This is a genomic window from Pseudomonas sp. NPDC077649 (assembly GCF_044542855.1).
Lineage (GTDB): Bacteria > Pseudomonadota > Gammaproteobacteria > Pseudomonadales > Pseudomonadaceae > Aquipseudomonas.
This window is the reverse complement of record NZ_JBITVF010000007.1, coordinates 210,152-225,198: the sequence shown is the minus strand read 5'-3', so window position 1 is coordinate 225,198 and position 15,047 is coordinate 210,152. Positions and strand designations below refer to the sequence as shown.

16 protein-coding genes are annotated in these 15,047 nt (G+C 69.3%); 7 read left to right on the top strand and 9 right to left on the bottom strand.

Annotated elements, in window-relative coordinates:
- Positions 1-148: 148 nt before the first annotated feature.
- Together ACIGFL_RS20200 and rmuC are read left to right on the top strand one after the other, a co-directional pair.
- Positions 149-562: a tetratricopeptide repeat protein gene (locus ACIGFL_RS20200; protein ID WP_122108769.1), complete on the top strand. Its 414-nt coding sequence runs from the start codon at positions 149-151 to the stop codon at positions 560-562.
- Between the two features lie 165 nt (positions 563-727).
- The gene (rmuC, locus tag ACIGFL_RS20195) at positions 728-2,089 is read left to right on the top strand and encodes a DNA recombination protein RmuC (protein WP_397498395.1); all 1,362 of its coding nucleotides are present in this window, start codon (positions 728-730) and stop codon (positions 2,087-2,089) included.
- Positions 2,090-2,167: 78 nt separating this feature from the next.
- On the opposite strand, the gene ACIGFL_RS20190 is transcribed toward rmuC, so the two are convergent.
- Complete coding sequence (locus ACIGFL_RS20190; protein ID WP_397498345.1) at positions 2,168-3,094, bottom strand: alpha/beta fold hydrolase; 927 nt, start codon at positions 3,092-3,094, stop codon at positions 2,168-2,170.
- 293 nt (positions 3,095-3,387) lie between these two features.
- Between ACIGFL_RS20190 and ACIGFL_RS20185 the strand changes: the two genes are divergently transcribed.
- A complete protein-coding gene (locus ACIGFL_RS20185; RefSeq protein ID WP_397498343.1) occupies positions 3,388-4,200 on the top strand; it encodes a MerR family transcriptional regulator in 813 nt (270 codons plus the stop codon).
- Positions 4,201-4,214: 14 nt separating this feature from the next.
- Here ACIGFL_RS20185 and ACIGFL_RS20180 read toward each other — a convergent pair whose 3' ends face one another.
- Both ACIGFL_RS20180 and ACIGFL_RS20175 read right to left on the bottom strand, forming a co-directional pair.
- Positions 4,215-5,468 (bottom strand): MgtC/SapB family protein, encoded by a 1,254-nt coding sequence (locus tag ACIGFL_RS20180; protein ID WP_397498342.1) that lies wholly within the window; start codon positions 5,466-5,468, stop codon positions 4,215-4,217.
- A gap of 187 nt (positions 5,469-5,655) precedes the next feature.
- Positions 5,656-9,138, bottom strand: a complete 3,483-nt coding sequence (locus ACIGFL_RS20175) for a NahK/ErcS family hybrid sensor histidine kinase/response regulator (protein ID WP_397498341.1) — start codon at positions 9,136-9,138, stop codon at positions 5,656-5,658.
- A gap of 191 nt (positions 9,139-9,329) precedes the next feature.
- On the opposite strand from ACIGFL_RS20175, the gene ACIGFL_RS20170 reads away from it, so the two are divergent.
- The 4 genes from ACIGFL_RS20170 (at position 9,330) to ACIGFL_RS20155 (ending at position 11,889) form a co-directional block, all read left to right on the top strand.
- Positions 9,330-9,899, top strand: coding sequence for a GNAT family N-acetyltransferase (locus tag ACIGFL_RS20170; protein WP_021444174.1), 570 nt, complete (start codon positions 9,330-9,332; stop codon positions 9,897-9,899).
- A 3-nt stretch (positions 9,900-9,902) separates the two neighbouring features.
- The gene (locus ACIGFL_RS20165) at positions 9,903-10,739 is read left to right on the top strand and encodes an AraC family ligand binding domain-containing protein (protein WP_397498340.1); all 837 of its coding nucleotides are present in this window, start codon (positions 9,903-9,905) and stop codon (positions 10,737-10,739) included.
- 110 nt (positions 10,740-10,849) lie between these two features.
- Complete coding sequence (locus ACIGFL_RS20160; RefSeq protein ID WP_021444038.1) at positions 10,850-11,560, top strand: AzlC family ABC transporter permease; 711 nt, start codon at positions 10,850-10,852, stop codon at positions 11,558-11,560.
- Positions 11,560-11,889: an AzlD domain-containing protein gene (locus tag ACIGFL_RS20155; protein ID WP_397498339.1), complete on the top strand. Its 330-nt coding sequence runs from the start codon at positions 11,560-11,562 to the stop codon at positions 11,887-11,889. The genes ACIGFL_RS20160 and ACIGFL_RS20155 overlap by 1 nt, the downstream gene beginning before the upstream one ends.
- Before the next feature lie 9 nt (positions 11,890-11,898).
- Here ACIGFL_RS20155 and ACIGFL_RS20150 read toward each other — a convergent pair whose 3' ends face one another.
- From ACIGFL_RS20150 to folM, 6 genes are all read right to left on the bottom strand, one after another.
- Positions 11,899-12,486: a putative glycolipid-binding domain-containing protein gene (locus tag ACIGFL_RS20150; protein ID WP_397498338.1), complete on the bottom strand. Its 588-nt coding sequence runs from the start codon at positions 12,484-12,486 to the stop codon at positions 11,899-11,901.
- A gap of 156 nt (positions 12,487-12,642) precedes the next feature.
- Positions 12,643-12,984, bottom strand: a complete 342-nt coding sequence (locus ACIGFL_RS20145; protein WP_122108760.1) for a HopJ type III effector protein — start codon at positions 12,982-12,984, stop codon at positions 12,643-12,645.
- Complete coding sequence (locus tag ACIGFL_RS20140) at positions 12,981-13,274, bottom strand: DUF1244 domain-containing protein (RefSeq protein ID WP_397498337.1); 294 nt, start codon at positions 13,272-13,274, stop codon at positions 12,981-12,983. Before ACIGFL_RS20140 ends, ACIGFL_RS20145 begins: the two co-directional genes overlap by 4 nt.
- A gap of 77 nt (positions 13,275-13,351) precedes the next feature.
- Positions 13,352-13,723: a dihydroneopterin triphosphate 2'-epimerase gene (folX, locus tag ACIGFL_RS20135; RefSeq protein WP_031303127.1), complete on the bottom strand. Its 372-nt coding sequence runs from the start codon at positions 13,721-13,723 to the stop codon at positions 13,352-13,354.
- The gene (folE, locus tag ACIGFL_RS20130; RefSeq protein ID WP_021444044.1) at positions 13,723-14,283 is read right to left on the bottom strand and encodes a GTP cyclohydrolase I FolE; all 561 of its coding nucleotides are present in this window, start codon (positions 14,281-14,283) and stop codon (positions 13,723-13,725) included. The genes folX and folE overlap by 1 nt, the downstream gene beginning before the upstream one ends.
- Before the next feature lie 22 nt (positions 14,284-14,305).
- Positions 14,306-15,016 (bottom strand): dihydromonapterin reductase, encoded by a 711-nt coding sequence (gene folM, locus ACIGFL_RS20125; RefSeq protein ID WP_397498336.1) that lies wholly within the window; start codon positions 15,014-15,016, stop codon positions 14,306-14,308.
- Positions 15,017-15,047 lie beyond the last annotated feature (31 nt).

Genomic DNA, 15,047 nt, shown 5'->3' with positions numbered 1-15,047 from the left:
TCGCCCAAGTTGTGCACGGAGTTATCCACAGCTTCTGTGGATTGTCCCAAGCGCTTGCTCTAGAACGCCGCTCGGCGTTTTTGCCAAGGCTTTACCTTGGCGAAAAAAGGAGTAGAGTGGCGCGCCCTTGCCCCAGCCCCCCAGTCTTATGTCCCGCGCTTTATCCGCCACCTCCCTCGATACGGTTCCCGTCAGTTCGCGCCTGCCCATGCGCGTCGCCCTCTGGCTGCTCGACAGTCCGCGCCTGGGCCATGCCCACAGCGTCAAGCGTTTGGCCGGCAACCTGCTCAAGCAGCCGGCGCGCAAGGGTTGCGTGCAGGCGCAGAGCCGCCTGGGCCAGTTGCTCTGCCGCGACTGCGGCAACCCGCGCGACCGCCGAATCGGCTTCGAGCTGCTGCGCCAGGCCGCCCGCGCCGGCGACCGCCGCGCCCAGCTGGAGCTCGGGCGGCTGTGCAGCCAGCCGGGTGCCGGCGAGCCGCAGCAGGCCCGTCACTGGCTGGAGCAGGCCGCGGCCCAGGGTTCCCACGAGGCCAAGCGCCTGCTCGCACGCCTGCCGCGCTGACCCTGGTTGCACCGCTGGTTATACTGCCCGGCGGTTCCACTGGGAGTGTCTATGTCTTTCGATCCGTTATCCCTCGCGCTCGGGTTCGCCGCTGCGCTGCTGCCTCTGCTGGCCGGGCTGTGGGCCTGGCAGCGGCGTCTGGCGCGCGCCGAGCGCGAGCAGGCGCTGCTGCAGGAACGTCTGGAGCATGCCCAGCTGACCCAGGCCGGGCTGACCGCTCAGCTCGACGACTGCCGCGCCGAGCTGGCCGAGGTCAGCGAGATCAAGGTCGAGCAGCAGAGCGAGCTGGCCGGCCTGCGCCGCGAGAACGAATTGCTCCAGCAGGAGCGACAGATCGCCCGCGAGGCGGCGCAGAGCTGGAACCAGCAGCGTGAGCGCAACGAGGCCGAGCTGCGCCGGCTGACCGCCGAGTGCGCGGCGCTGAGCGCCGAGCTGCAGGAACAGCGGGACAACCAGCAGCAGCGCCTGGACGACCTGCAGGGCGCGCGCGACGAGTTGCGCGCACAGTTCGCCGAGCTGGCGACGAAGATCTTCGACGAGCGCGAGCAGCGCTTCGCCGAGAGCAGCCAGCAGCGCCTCGGCCAGTTGCTCGACCCGCTCAAGGAGCGCATCCAGGCGTTCGAGAAACGCGTCGACGAGAGCTACCAGCAGGAGGCGCGCGAGCGTTTTTCCCTGGGCAAGGAGCTGGAGCGCCTGCAGCAGCTCAACCAGCGCCTGGGCGACGAGGCGACCAACCTGACCCGCGCGCTCAAGGGCCAGAAGACCCAGGGCAACTGGGGCGAGCTGGTGCTGGAGCGGGTGCTGGAGCATGCCGGTCTGGAGAAGGGCCGCGAATACCAGACCCAGGTCAGCCTCAAGGGCGCCGGCGGCGAGCGCTTCCAGCCCGACGTGCTGATTCGCCTGCCGGGCGACAAGCAGGTGATAGTCGACGCCAAGGTCAGCCTCAGCGCCTATCAGCAATATGTCGCCGCCGACGACGAGGTGCTCCGTCAGCAGGCGCTCAAGCAGCACCTGGTGTCGCTGCGCAGCCACCTCAAGGGCCTGTCCGGCAAGGACTATCAGCGCCTGGAAGGCCTGCACAGCCTGGATTTCGTCCTGCTCTTCGTGCCCATCGAGGCGGCCTTCGCCGCGGCGTTGCAGGCCGAGCCGAATCTGTTCCAGGAGGCCTTCGAGCAGCAGGTGGTGATCGTCAGCCCGACCACCCTGCTGGCCACCCTGCGCGTCATCGACAGCCTCTGGCGCCAGGAGCGCCAGGGCCAGAACGCCCGCGAGATCGCCGAGCGCGCCGGTCAGCTGTACGACAAGTTCGTCGCCTTTATCGCCGATCTGGACGAGATGGGCAGCCGCCTGCAGCAGCTGGACAAGGCCTACGCCGGCGCGCGCAACAAGCTGGTGGAGGGCCGCGGCAACCTGATCGGTCGCGCGGAGAATCTCAAGCTGCTCGGCGCCCGCGCCAGCAAGAGTCTGCCGGCCGAGCTGTTGGAGCGCGCCGCCGACCTGCCGGCGCTGGACGAGCTGGGCGAGTAGCCGGCGGCGAGGCGATAGGTTACGGCCGCAGGGCGCGCCGCGGCCTTGCTTCTTCGCGCTGGGTCGGCCGCCAGCGGCCTATCTCGATACGCCCTGAGCGCTCTCCATCCGGCCGACATGTTCGCGCAGCCAGTTGGCCAGCGCGCTCGGCTCGGCCAGCAGTTGCCAGTGGCCGCCGCGCACCTCGCGGCGGGTCAGCAGCGGCGCCCAGTGCGCCAGGTCGTCGAACAGCTGCGGGCGGACGAAGCGGTCGCCCAGCGGCACTATCAGTTGCACCGGCACCCGGGTGCTGCGTGCGCGCGGGCGCAGCAGGCTGCGGATGAAATTGGCGCGGTACAGCTGCACGCCGCGCATGCCGTCGCCGCGCTGGCTGCTGCTCGGCGGCAGACCGCGTACCCCTTCGAGGCGGCGCAGCAGCCAGGGCCAGGCGCGATCCAGGCCCAGGCGCCAAGTCAGCTCCGGTAGCCACGGGGTGTGGAAGAAGGCGATATACCAGGAGCTGAGCAGCTGCCTGAGCGTCTGCACCAGCGCCAGCGGGCGGCGCAGGCTGAGGCGCTCGCGCAGCCAGTGGCCGACGTGGTCCAGGCAGGGCCCGGAGATGCTGGTGTAGGAGGCCAGCAGCGGCTGGATGCGCGGCTCGGTGACCGCCTCCCAGCTCTGGATCGAGCCCCAGTCGTGGGCCACCAGATGCACCGGGCGCTGCGGGCTGACGGCGCGGATCACCGCTTCCAGGTCGTTCGCCAGCCGGTCCAGGCGGTAGTCGCGCAGGCGCCGCGGCACCTGCGAGGCGCCATGGCCACGCACGTCGTAGGCGACGATGCGGTATTCGGCGGCCAGCTCGCGTACCAGCGGCAGCCAGATCTCGTGGTTGTCCGGGTAGCCGTGCACCAGCAGCAGGGTCGGGCCGTCGGCCCGGCCCCACGCATAGGTTTGCAGGCGCACGCCGTCGCCCTGGACCTCCAGGCGCTGCGCTGGCGGCTCGTGGCGGGGCAGCGGCGCGTTCACGGGGCGAATCCGGCAGGGGTGGATGAGGCGGGCATGGCAGGCTCCGGCAAGTGACGGTTACATCGCTCGATGTCATCGTCATTGTTCAGGGCCGCTGCGCGCTTGCCTAGCCGATCCGGCGCCTGGCAGGTGGCCGCGTTACGGCGTTACCGAGCGCCTTGCAGCCGCTCTAGATCAGGGGTTATAGCGCCTGGCGCGACTTTGCCGCGGGAGCCGGGCAGGGCAAGTCCAGCCCTTGGTTGGGGGCGCCGGCGCGGTTGTTGGCGGGCGAAGCGCGCGGCTATGATCGCGCCATGACCCAAGCCTCCCTGTTCTTCCAGCGCCTGCTCGGCAGCGCCGCCCCCATGGCCACGGCGGCGGCCGCCGAATACACGGTCGACGAGCTGGCCCAGGCCGCGCAGACCACCGTGCGCAACGTGCGCGCCTATCAGGATCGCGGCCTGCTGCCGCCGCCCGAGCGGCGCGGGCGAGTCGGCATCTACAGCGGCGAGCACCTGGCGCGGCTGCAACTGATCGGCCAGTTGCTCGAGCGCGGCTACAGCATCGCCAGCATTCGCGAGCTGTTCGAGGCCTGGGCCCAGGGCCGCGACCTGGCCCACGTGCTGGGCCTGGAGCAGGCCATCCGCGGCCCGGGCGAGCCCGAGCAGCCCGGGCGCCTGGAGTTCGCCGAGCTGCAGGCGATCTTCGGCGCGGATCTGGATGACGTGGTGATCGACCGCGCCCAGGCCCTCGGCCTGCTGCAGTTCGCCGGCGATCACCTGGCAGTGCCCAGCCCGCGGCTGCTGGCCGCCGGGATCGAGCTGTACCGCGCCGGCATCCCGCTGCCGGCGCTGCTGGACGAGCTGGAGTCGATTCGCGGCCACGTCGAGCAGGTCGCCACCGGCATCGTGCAGATGATCGTCGGCCACCTGGTCAACCCGCTGCTGCAGACCTCGCTGCCGCATGCCGACCAGCTGGAACCGCTCAGCGCCCAGCTGCTGCAGCTGCGCCCGCTGGTCGAGCAGGTGGTGGAAGCGGAGCTGGCGCGCGGCCTGCCGGTGGCCGCCAACCGCGAGCTGAGCGAGCGGGTGCATCGCCTGTTGCAGGGGTTCTTGCAGCGCCCCTGAGCGGCGTCCGGTGCTCAGAACAGCAGCAGCGCCGCGCCGACCAGCAAGCCGCCGAGCATCACCGGCGCCGTGCGCAGCGCTAGCTGGCGGCCGCCGATCAGGGCGATCAGGCCGGCCTTGACCAGGCTGTTGCTCAGCGCGGCGAGGAAGATGCCGCGTACCGCCACCTGCTGGTCGAGGTCCATCTGCGCGCTGCGCGCCAGCGACAGGGTGATGGCGTCGACGTCGGCCAGGCCCGAGACCAGCGCCACCAGATACACCCCGGCATCGCCCAGCCAGCGCCGCGCGCCTTCGACCAGAAACAGGATCAGCAGCAGCAGGGCGGCGAAGCGCAGCGCCGGGCCCAGCTCGAAGGGGTTCTTCAGCGGCGGCTCGCCGCTTTCGTCCGATTCGCGTCCGGCCAGGCGGTAGTAAGCCAGGGCGCCGCCGCTGTAGACCAGCGCGGCGGCGGTCAGCGGCCAGAACAGCTGCGCCAGCAGCGCCGGATTGATCAGCCCGACCTCCAGCAGCACCCGCGGGAACATCAGCGCCGAGGTGGCCAGCAGGCCGCAGGCCAGCAGCGCCTGCAGGCGGCGTTCGCCGTGCAGGCGGGCGAGGGTGAGGGTCATCGCCGTGGACGAGACGATGCCGCCGAGCAGGGCGGTGATCAGCAGGCCATGGCGGGTGCCGACCAGGCGGATCGCCACGTAGGCGGCGAAGCCGATGGCGGCGATTAGTACCACCATCCACCAGATCACGTAGGGGTTGAACGCCTGCCAGGGGCCGTAGCCCTGGTTCGGCAGCGCCGGCAGCAGCACCAGGGAGATGAACAGCAGCTTCAGCGCGCCGAGCACTTCGCCCTCGCTGAGGCGGCGCAGGGCGCCGTGCAGCGCCTGTTTCAGCCCCAGCAGCAAGGCCACCGCCACCGCGCCGGCGGCGGCCAGCGGCGCCTGGTCGGCGACGGCCAGGCTGCCGAGGAGAAAGGTGATCAGCAGCGCCATCTCGCTGGTCAGGCCGCGGTCGCCCAGCTGCAGCAGGTCGCCGGCATAGGCGGTCAGTACCAGGGCGGCGAAGCCGAGGAAGATCGCCGCCCAGGCGAGCACGCCGAAGTGCTCGCCGAGCAGCAGGGCGAAGCCGCCGAGCAGGCCGACCAGGCCGTAAGTGCGAATGCCCGCGGCCAGGCGGGTGTCGTCGCCATGGCGTTCCTGCCAGCCGCGCTCGGCGCCGATCAGCAGGCCGGCGGCCAGGGCGCTGGCGAAATTCAGCAGAGTCTGCAGCTCGTCGGGCATGGCGCGTCCTTGGGCGGGGGATGCAGGCAGTCTAGTCGGCCGGCGCCGGCGGGTATTGCGGCAGATCAGTTGGTCGGGGGGCAAACCCGAGGCAGCCCGGATGCCGCCCGGGGCAGGCACTCCCCGGATGGCATCCGCGCCGCGCGCGGAAGTCGCTTCACAGCGGCTGCAGCGGCGAATCGCGCGCTTAGCCGCGCAGGCTCAGATGACGGCTGAGCAGGGCGCGCAGGGCGGCCGGCTTGACCGGCTTGGGCAGGTAGTCGAGGCCGGCGGCATGCACCTCGGCCACCAGCTCCGGGCGGCCGTCGGCGCTGATCACCACGCCGGGCACCGGCTCGCCCAGGCGCGTGCGCAGCCAGGCCATCAGCTCGGTGCCGGTCTCGCCCTCGTCGAGGTGGTAGTCGATCAGCGCCAGTTGCGGGCGCACGTCCTCGCTCAGCAGGTGTTCGCATTCCAGGCGATTGCGCGCCGTCCACACCTGGCAGCCCCAGCGCGACAGCAGGCTGTGCATGCCGGTGAGGATGCTGTCCTCGTTGTCGATGCACAGCACCTGGGTGCCCTGCAGCGGCTGGCCGTTAAGCTCGCTGCCGACCGCCGCCTTGGGCTTGGCCGCCGGCTGGCGCGCCAGCGGCACGCTGACGCTGAACACGCTGCCCTTGCCCGGCCAGGAACGCACCTCCAGGCGGTGGTCGAGCACCCGGCACAGGCCGTCGGCGATCGCCAGGCCCAGACCCAGGCCCTTCTCGGCGCGGGTCTGGTGGCTGTCCAGGCGCTTGAACTCCTCGAATATCACCTTGCGCTTGTCCTCGGGGATGCCGGCGCCGCGGTCCCACACCTCCAGGCGCAGATGCTGGCCCTCGCGGCGCACGCCGAGCACCACGCGGCCCTTGGCGTAGCGGAAGGCGTTGGTCAGGAAGTTCTGCAGGATGCGCCGCAGCAGCTTGCTGTCGCTGTCGACCCACTGCTTGCTGCCGCGCACGCGCAGGTCGATACCCTGTTCGGCGGCCAGCACGCCGAACTCGGCGGCGAGGGTGTCGAACAGGCTGGCCAGGGCGAAGGGGTGGCGATCCGGAGCGATGCGGCCGTTCTCCAGGCGCGAGATGTCCAGCAGGTCGGTGATCAGGTCTTCGGCCGAGCGCAGCGCGCTGTCCAGATGGCGCACCAGTTCCTGCGCCTCGTGCGGCAGCGCCTCGTCCTGGTGGGCCAGCGCCGCGGAGAACAGCCGCGCGGCGTTGAGCGGCTGCATCAGGTCGTGGCTGACCGCGGCGAGAAAGCGCGTCTTCGACTGGTTGGCGGCCTCGGCGTGGGCCTTGGCCTCGGTCAGCGCCTGGTTGAGCTTGGACAGCTCCTGGGTACGCTCGGCGACGCGCCGCTCCAGGCTCTCGTTGGCTTCCTTGAGCGCCCGCTCGGCCTCGCGGAATTCGGTGATGTCGGTGAAGCTCATGACGAAGCCGCCGCCGGGCATGGGGTTGCCGATCAGCTCGATCACCCGGCCGTTGGGGAATACCCGCTCGTAGCTGTGCGCGGTGCCCTGGCGCATCCAGTACAGGCGCTTGGCCACGTTCTCCTCGACGTCGCCGCCGCCGAGCATGCCGCGTTCGGCGTTGAAGCGGATGATTTCGGCAATCGGTCGGCCGACGTAGATCAACCCCTCGGGGTAGTCGAACAGCTCCAGGTAGCGGTGGTTCCAGGCCACCAGGCGCAGGTTCTGGTCGACCACGCTGATGCCCTGGGTGATGTTCTCGATCGCCCCCTGCAGCAGGGCGCGATTGAACTGCAGCACCTCGGACGCCTCGTCGACGATGCGCACCACGTCCTCGACCTGCATCTCGCGGCCTTCGATGGCCGCCTTGACCACCGCGCGGGTACTGGAGGCGCCGAGCACGCCGGCCAGCAGGCGTTCGGTGTGGGCGATCCATTCGCTGTTGGCCGGCTGGTTGGCCTCGAACGGCTTGCCCTGGCGCTCGGCGAAGCGCACGAAGCTCTGCCGCGCGCGCTCCTCGCCGACGAAGCGGCTGGCCAGCAGCAGCAGGTCCTCGACCTGCACCGCCAGCAGGCTGCGGTTGCTCGGTTTGGTGCCCAGGTCATGGCCGATGAAGCGCCCGGCCTGCCAGTGCTCCGACACCCGCGTGCGGGAGAACCAGGAGACCCAGGCGAACAGCAGCAGGTTGCCGGCCAGCGACAGCACCACGCCGCGGGTCAGCGGGTCGACCTGCAGACCGATGGGCGCGTAGAGCAGGGTGCTCAGCCCGGGGAAGCTGGCCAGCGACCAGCCCATGCCGCGCGCCGCCAGCGGCAGGACCAGGGTGTAGAACCACAGCAGGGCGCCGAAGATCAGCCCGGCGAACACGCCGCGACGGTTGGCCTGTTTCCACACCAGGGCGCCGAACATGGCCGGCGCCAGCTGGCCGATGGCGGCGAACGACACCTGGCCGATGGTGGCCAGGCTGGCGCCCTCGCCGAGCAGGCGGTAGCAGACGTAGGCCAGCAGCAGGATCAGCACGATGCTGACCCGGCGCGCGGTGAGCATCCAGTGACGGAAGGCCTCGAACGGCCGCTCGGTGCTCTGTCGGCGCAGCAGCCAGGGCAGCAGCATGTCGTTGGAGATCATGGTCGACAAGGCGACGGACGCGACTATCACCATGCCGGTGGCGGCACTGGCGCCGCCGATGAAGGCCAGCACCGCCAGACCCGGATGGGCCTCGGCCAGCGGCAGGCTGATGACGAAGGAGTCCGGGGTGATGCCGGCCGGCAGCAGCATCTGCCCGGCCAGGGCGATGGGCACCACGAACAGTGCGGCCAGCACCAGGTAGGCGGGGAACACCCAGCGCGCCAGGCGCAGGTCCTTGGGTTCGATGTTCTCCACCACGGTGACGTGGAACTGCCGCGGCAGGCAGACGATGGCGATCATCGCCATGCCGGTCTGCACCAGCAGCGCCGGCCAGTTCACCGCCTCGTTCCAGAAGGCGTCCAGTTCGGCGGTGTTGTGCGCCTGATCGAGCAGGTCGTTGAAACCGTTGTACAGGCCGAAGGTGACGAAGGCGCCGACGGCGAGGAAGGCCAGCAGCTTGACCAGCGACTCGAAGGCGATCGCCAGCACCATGCCGCGGTGGTGCTCGGTGACGTCGAGGTTGCGCGTGCCGAACAGGATGGTGAACAGCGCCAGCGCCAGCGACACGATCAGCGCGGTGTCCTGGGCACTGGTGCCGGTATCCAGCGCGTGCTCGCCGATCAGCAGGTTGACGCCGAGGACGATGCCCTTGAGCTGCAGGGCGATATAGGGCAGCACGCCGACCAGGCAGATCAGCGCCACCACCACGGCGAGCGACTGGGATTTACCGTAACGGGCGGCGATAAAGTCGGCGATCGAGGTGATGTTCTCCTGCTTGCTGATCATCACCATCTTCTGCAGCACCCAGGGCATGCTCAGCAGCAGGATGATCGGCCCCAGGTAGATCGGCAGGAACGACCACAGCTGCTCGGCGGCCTGGCCGACCGCGCCGAAGAAGGTCCAGCTGGTGCAATACACCGCCAGCGACAGCGAGTAGACCCAGGCGCGCACCTTCGGCGGCATGGGCGTGCTGCGCCGGTCGCCATAGAAGGCGATGGCGAAGAGGATGGCCATGTAGATCAGGGCGACCGCGGCGATCAGCCCGGGGGACAGCGACATGCGGACTCCGGAACGCAGGAGAGAACGGAACACCGGCACGGCCGGCGGCGATAAGCAGCAGTGTTGCACCAAAGCCCGCGCGCGTCAGTTGCGACCAAGGTCGCAGCGAGCGGGGCAGCGCAGGCCAATTGTGCCGCAGGCGCGCGCCTGATAGCGTGACCGGCTTGCGAGGCTGTCCGAGGAGGGACCCTATGTTCAAGCCGCAACTGGTGACTCTGCAACGCGGCGCCCTGCGCCTGGAGCCGCTGGCCGACGCCGATATCCCGGCGCTGGTGGCGCTGGCCGAGGCCAATCGCGACGAGCTGCTGTACATGAGCGGCACCCAGCGCCTGGACTGGTATCGCAGCGCCCTGAGCGATCTGCGCGAGTTGCGCGCCCTGCCGTTCGTCATCCGCCTCGGCGAGCAGCTGGTCGGCACCACCCGCTTCGGCGACTTCATGAACAACCTGCCGGCCTGCGAGATCGGCTGGACCTGGCTCGACCGCGGCCAGCACGGCAGCGGGCTGAATACCAGCATCAAGTACCTGATGCTCAAGCATGCCTTCGACAACTGGGGCATGGTCCGCGTGCAACTGAAGACCGCCGCCAGCAACCTGCGCTCGCAGCGCGCCATCGAGAAGCTCGGCGCCGTGCGCGAGGGGCTGCTGCGCAACCACCGGCGCCTGGCCGACGGCCGCCTCGACGACACCGTGCTGTACAGCATCACCGATCAGGAGTGGCCGCAGGTGCGCGAGAAGCTGGAGGCGCGCTTCGGCGCCTGAGCCATGCAGCCACTGGCGGGAGGCGAACGCGCGCGGTTCAGCGCCAGCGACGATCTGCACGGGCTGGAGCTGCTGTCCGCGCGCTTCATCGAGCACCGTTTCGCCCCGCACGTCCACGACGGCCATGTGATCGCCGTGCTCGAAGCCGGCGCCGAGCGCTATCGCTATCGCGGCGTCGACCACCTGGCGGGCGCCGGCAGCATCGCCTTGCTCAATCCGGACGAGGTGCACACCGGTTCCAAGGGCGTCGAGCAGGGCTGGCAGTACCGGGTGTTCTACCCGCAGCCCGGCACCTTCGAGGTGCTGATGGCCGAACTCGAGCTGCCGCCGGCTGCGCCGCCGATGTTCCACGACAGCGTGCACCATGATCCGGTCCTGGCGTCGCGGTTGAGCGCACTGCACCGCTTGTTGGAGGATCCGCACAGCGAGGCGCTGCAGCGTCAGACCCTGTGGCGCGAGGCGATGCTCGAGCTGCTGCAGCGTTACGCGCGCCAGCCGGTGCCGCGTGGCGTCGGCGAGGAACCGCGGGCGGTGGCGCTGGCCAAGGAACTGCTGGCCAGCCAGCTGAGCGAGCCGCCGTCGCTGGAGGCGCTGGCGGCGGCGGTCAATCTGTCGCCCTTTCACTTCGCCCGGGTGTTTCGCCGCGCCACCGGCCTGCCGCCGCATGCCTGGCTCAAGCAGCGCCGCCTGGAGCAGGCGCGCGCCCTGCTCAAGGGCGGCTGCAGCGCGGCCGGCGTCGCCGCGCAACTGGGCTTCGCCGACCAGAGCCATCTGACGCGGCAGTTCAAACAGGCCTATGGCGTGGGGCCGGGCGAATACCGCAGGGCCTGTCGCCAGTAAATCCGCGAGATCGGCCCCGACTCGCTGCGCACGGTGCCCCCTGGCGGCGCAAGATCGTTCAAGAACCTGCCCGCGGGCGCTGGTTAGACTGAGCGGCCCAAGGAGGTTCCATGTCCCGTCATCTCGAATTCACCCAGGGCGCCCGCGATATGCTGCCGATGCTGCTCGGCGCCATGCCCTTCGGCATCATCTTCGGCAGCCTGGCTGGCGCCGCCGGACTCAGCCCCTGGCAGACCCTGGGCATGTCGGCGCTGGTGTTCGCCGGTTCGGCACAATTCATCGCCGTCAGCCTGCTGGCCGGCGGCGCCGGCATGGCGGTGGTGCTGCTCACCACCTTCGTGGTCAACCTGCGCCATGCCCTGTACAGCGCCAGCCTGCAGCCCTACGTGCGCCACCTGCCCAAGCGCTGGCGCATGCCGCTGGCCTTCTGGCTGACCGATGAGGCCTATGCGGTGGTGCTGCAGCGCTACGCCCGCGGCGACAGCGCGCCGTATCGGCACTGGTACTTTCTCGGCGCCGCGCTGGCGATGTACGGCAACTGGCTGCTGTGCACCCTGATCGGCGTGCTGTTCGGCCAGGCGGTGCCGAATATCGGCGACTGGGGGCTGGACTTCGCCATGCTGGCGACCTTTATCGGCATCGTCGTGCCGATGCTCAGGAGCCAGCCGCAGGTGGCGGCAGCGCTGGTCGCCGCGGCGGTGGCGCTGGCCTGTCATGCGCTGCCCTACAAGCTCGGGCTGATGGCCGCGGCGGCCAGCGGCATTGTGGTCGGGGTGTGGCTGGAGCGGCGCGAGCCGGACTTGCAGGAGGAACTGGTGTGATGGATATCTGGTTGCTGATCCTGGGCATGCTGGCGATCACCTTCGCCACCCGCTACAGCCTGTTCGCCTTTCCCGACCTGCGTTTCCCGCCGCTGGTGCGCCAGGGCCTGCATTACGTGCCGACGGCGGTGCTGAGCGCCATCGTGGTGCCCGGCATGCTGCTGCCGGACGGCACGCACTGGGCGCCGAGCCTGGACAACGCCTACCTGCTCGCCGGCCTGGCGACCATCGCCATCGCCGCCTTCACCCGCCACCTGCTGGCGACCATCGGCGGCGGCCTGCTGGTGTTCTTCCTGCTGCGCTGGGCGTTCGGGCAATTGCCGATCTAGCGCTACGCGCTAGACCAGGGTGCTGATCTTCAGCCCGCGCTGGCTCATGCGCAGGTACTGCTCGCTGGCCTTGAGCAGCAGGGCCTGGTCGTCCACCGTCAACTCGCAGCTCGGCTTGCCCTCGGCCTGGCTGCGGTAGAGGTTTTGCCCCGGGCGGCGCTGCAGGAACTGGTAGTGCTGGCGGCGCGGCTCGATCCGCAAGCTGAGCAGGTCGACGTAGGCCACCTGGACCTCATCGCTCTGCCCGGTTTCCAGGGCGCAGCGTTGCAGCAGCGGGGTGTGGGTGAAGGGCGAGGCGGACAGCATGACGTGCTGGCAGCCCTGCAGATCGGGGCGCGGCTCGCCGTTGTGCAGCCAGTTGCCGCGGAGATCGCGTTGCAGGCAGAGCTTGCGCGGGCCGTGGTTGTCCACCTTGAGCCAGAGGCGGCGAAAGCGCCAGCGCGGGTCGCAGTCGAGCAGGTAGCTGGCGACTATGCTGTCGCCCCTGAGGCTCTGCATCAGGTGGCTGCTGGCATGGATGCCGGCTTCGTCCTGACTCAGGCGCAGGGTCTCCACGCCGGGGTTGCTCCAGGGTTTCCATACCAGGGTTTGCTGCATCGGGCGACTCCATGCCGTGTACGCACCACGGGAAGTGCCGCACGGATCGCGCCGAGCCCCTTCCCTGGTGACTCTCATGGCGCGCAGGATAAGCGCTTGGTTTTGTGATGTCTGTCAGCTTTTGCCGACAGTTGCGCAAATTGTTGCGCGGCTGGATCAGTCCTGGCGGCGCAGCGGCGCCTGCTCGAACCGTACGCCATTCAGGCCGTGGGCCATCAGCGCACGGATATTGCCGTGATCGCTGCCGTCCGGGGTGGCCAGCACGCTGCGGTAGTGCTCGCCGAAGCAGCGCAAGGTTTCGTCCAGGCTGAAGCCTTCGAGCCGGGCCAGGCCGAGGGTCTTGCACGAGCCTTCGTTCTGCCCGGCGGCGTTGTCCACGCTGCCGTTGCGAAAGGCGCTGGGCTGGTAGTGGTAGTGCGCGGCGACGAAGGCCAGGGTCTCGGCGAAGGCGAAGTCGTCCTGCTGCAGGCGGCGGCGGAAGTCGGCGAGGGCGCTCATGCCTTGTTCCCCTTGTCGAAGGCGGCCTGCTGTTCGGGTGTGGCGTCCTTCTGGTACTTGGCCTTCCACTCGGCATAGGGCATGCCGTAGACCGCTTCGCGGGCCTGTTCGGGGCTCAGCTCGACGCCGAGGTCGTCGGCGGCGGCCTTGTACCACTTGGACAGACAGTTGCGGCAGAAGCCGGCCAGGTTCATCAGCTCGATGTTCTGCACGTCGGGGCGGGTGCGCAGGTGCTGCACCAGGCTGCGGAAGGCGGCGGCTTCCAGTTCGAGGCGTTCTTGCTCGGTCATCTCGGGCTCTCCGGGGCGGGCGGTGGCGGCGATGATAAGAGCCCCTCGCGGGGCCGGCAAGCCGACCGCGGCGCCGCTTAGCGGTGGCCGGCCAGGGTGATGGACACCGACTCGGCGAAACGCAGGGCGTGCGGTTTGTCCACTTCCACCTCGGCGTAGCGCACCGCCTGGTGGGCCATGACCAGGTCGAGGATTTCCTGGGTCAGGCGTTCGAGCAGGGCGAAGCGGTTGCCCTCGACGTGGGCGATGATCGCCTTGGTGATGGTGCGGTAGTTCAGCGCGTGGTCGATGTCGTTGACCTGCACGGCGTCGACCGCCGGATAGAGGATGGTCAGGTTGATCAGCACGTCCTGCTTGTTGTTGATCTCCTCCTCCTTGATGCCGATATAGGTGCGCAGGCGCAGGTCCTTGACGCGGATGCGCGCCATTCCGGGTTCCAGTCGCGGCATTACTTGTTCCGTCCGATCAGTTGCAAAAATTCGTGGCGAGTGTTGCAGGACTCGCGGAAGGCGCCAAGCATCACCGAGCTGCTCATCACCGAGTTCTGCTTCTCCACCCCGCGCATCATCATGCACATGTGCTTGGCCTCGATCACCACGGCGACGCCGGCGGCGTTGGTCACGCGCTGGATCGCATCGGCGATCTGCTTGGTCAGGTTCTCCTGGATCTGCAGGCGGCGGGCGAACATGTCGACGATGCGCGCCACCTTGGACAGGCCCAGCACCTTGCCGGTGGGGATGTAGGCGACGTGCGCCTTGCCGATGAAGGGCAGCAGGTGGTGCTCGCACAGCGAGTACAGCTCGATGTCCTTGACGATCACCATCTCGTCGTTGTCCGAGGCGAACAGCGCGCCGTTGACTATCTCTTCCAGCGACTGCTGGTAGCCGTGGCAGAGGTACTGCATGGCCTTGGCCGCGCGCTTGGGGGTGTCGAGCAGGCCCTCGCGCTCGGGATTCTCGCCCAGGCCGATGAGGATCTCGCGGTAGTGCTGGGGCAGTTGTGGGTGCATGGCAGTTGTCCTTGGCGCCGCCTCACTTGAGGTGGCGGCCGCCGTTGAGGGTCAGGGTGGTGCCGGTCAGGTACGGGTTGTCCAGCAGGTAGCGCAGGCTCAGGTAGAAGGCTTCCGGGCCGGGCTCGATGCCCAGCGCCGACTTGGCCAGGGTCTGCTGGCGATACTCGGCGTCGTCGTCCTGGTTGAACATCAGCAGCGCCGGGGCGATGCCGTTGACCTTGATGTGCGGCGCGAAGCGTGCGGCGAACGACAGCGTCAGGCTCTCCAGGCCGGCCTTGCTGGCGCAGTAGGCGGGGCGCTTGGCGCTGCCCTTGCGCGTCACGTCGTCGCTGACATGGACGATGTCGGCCGGGCTGGCGCGCTGCAGCAGCTCGGCGCAGTGCAGGTTGATCAGGTAGGGCGCGAGCATGTGCACGGCGAACAGCTGCTGAAAGGCCGCCGCCTCGTCGCCCGGCGTCTCGCTGAGCCAGTCCGAGGCGTTGTGGACGATGGCGCGCAGACCGTCGGTGTGGCATTTCACCGCGTCGACGAAGGCGAGGATGCTGGCCTCGTCGCGAAAGTCCGCCGGCAGGCACAGGGCGCCGCGTTGACGCAGGCGCTGCACGCCCTCGCGTTCGTGGCGGTAGCTGAGGATCACTGGCTGGCCGGCATCGAGCAGGCGTTCGGCGCAGTACAGGCCGACTCGCTGGCTGGCGCCGGTGATCAGGATGGGAAGGCTGGCAGCGCTCATTTCGGGCCCTGGCGGAATAAGGGAGGGTTCA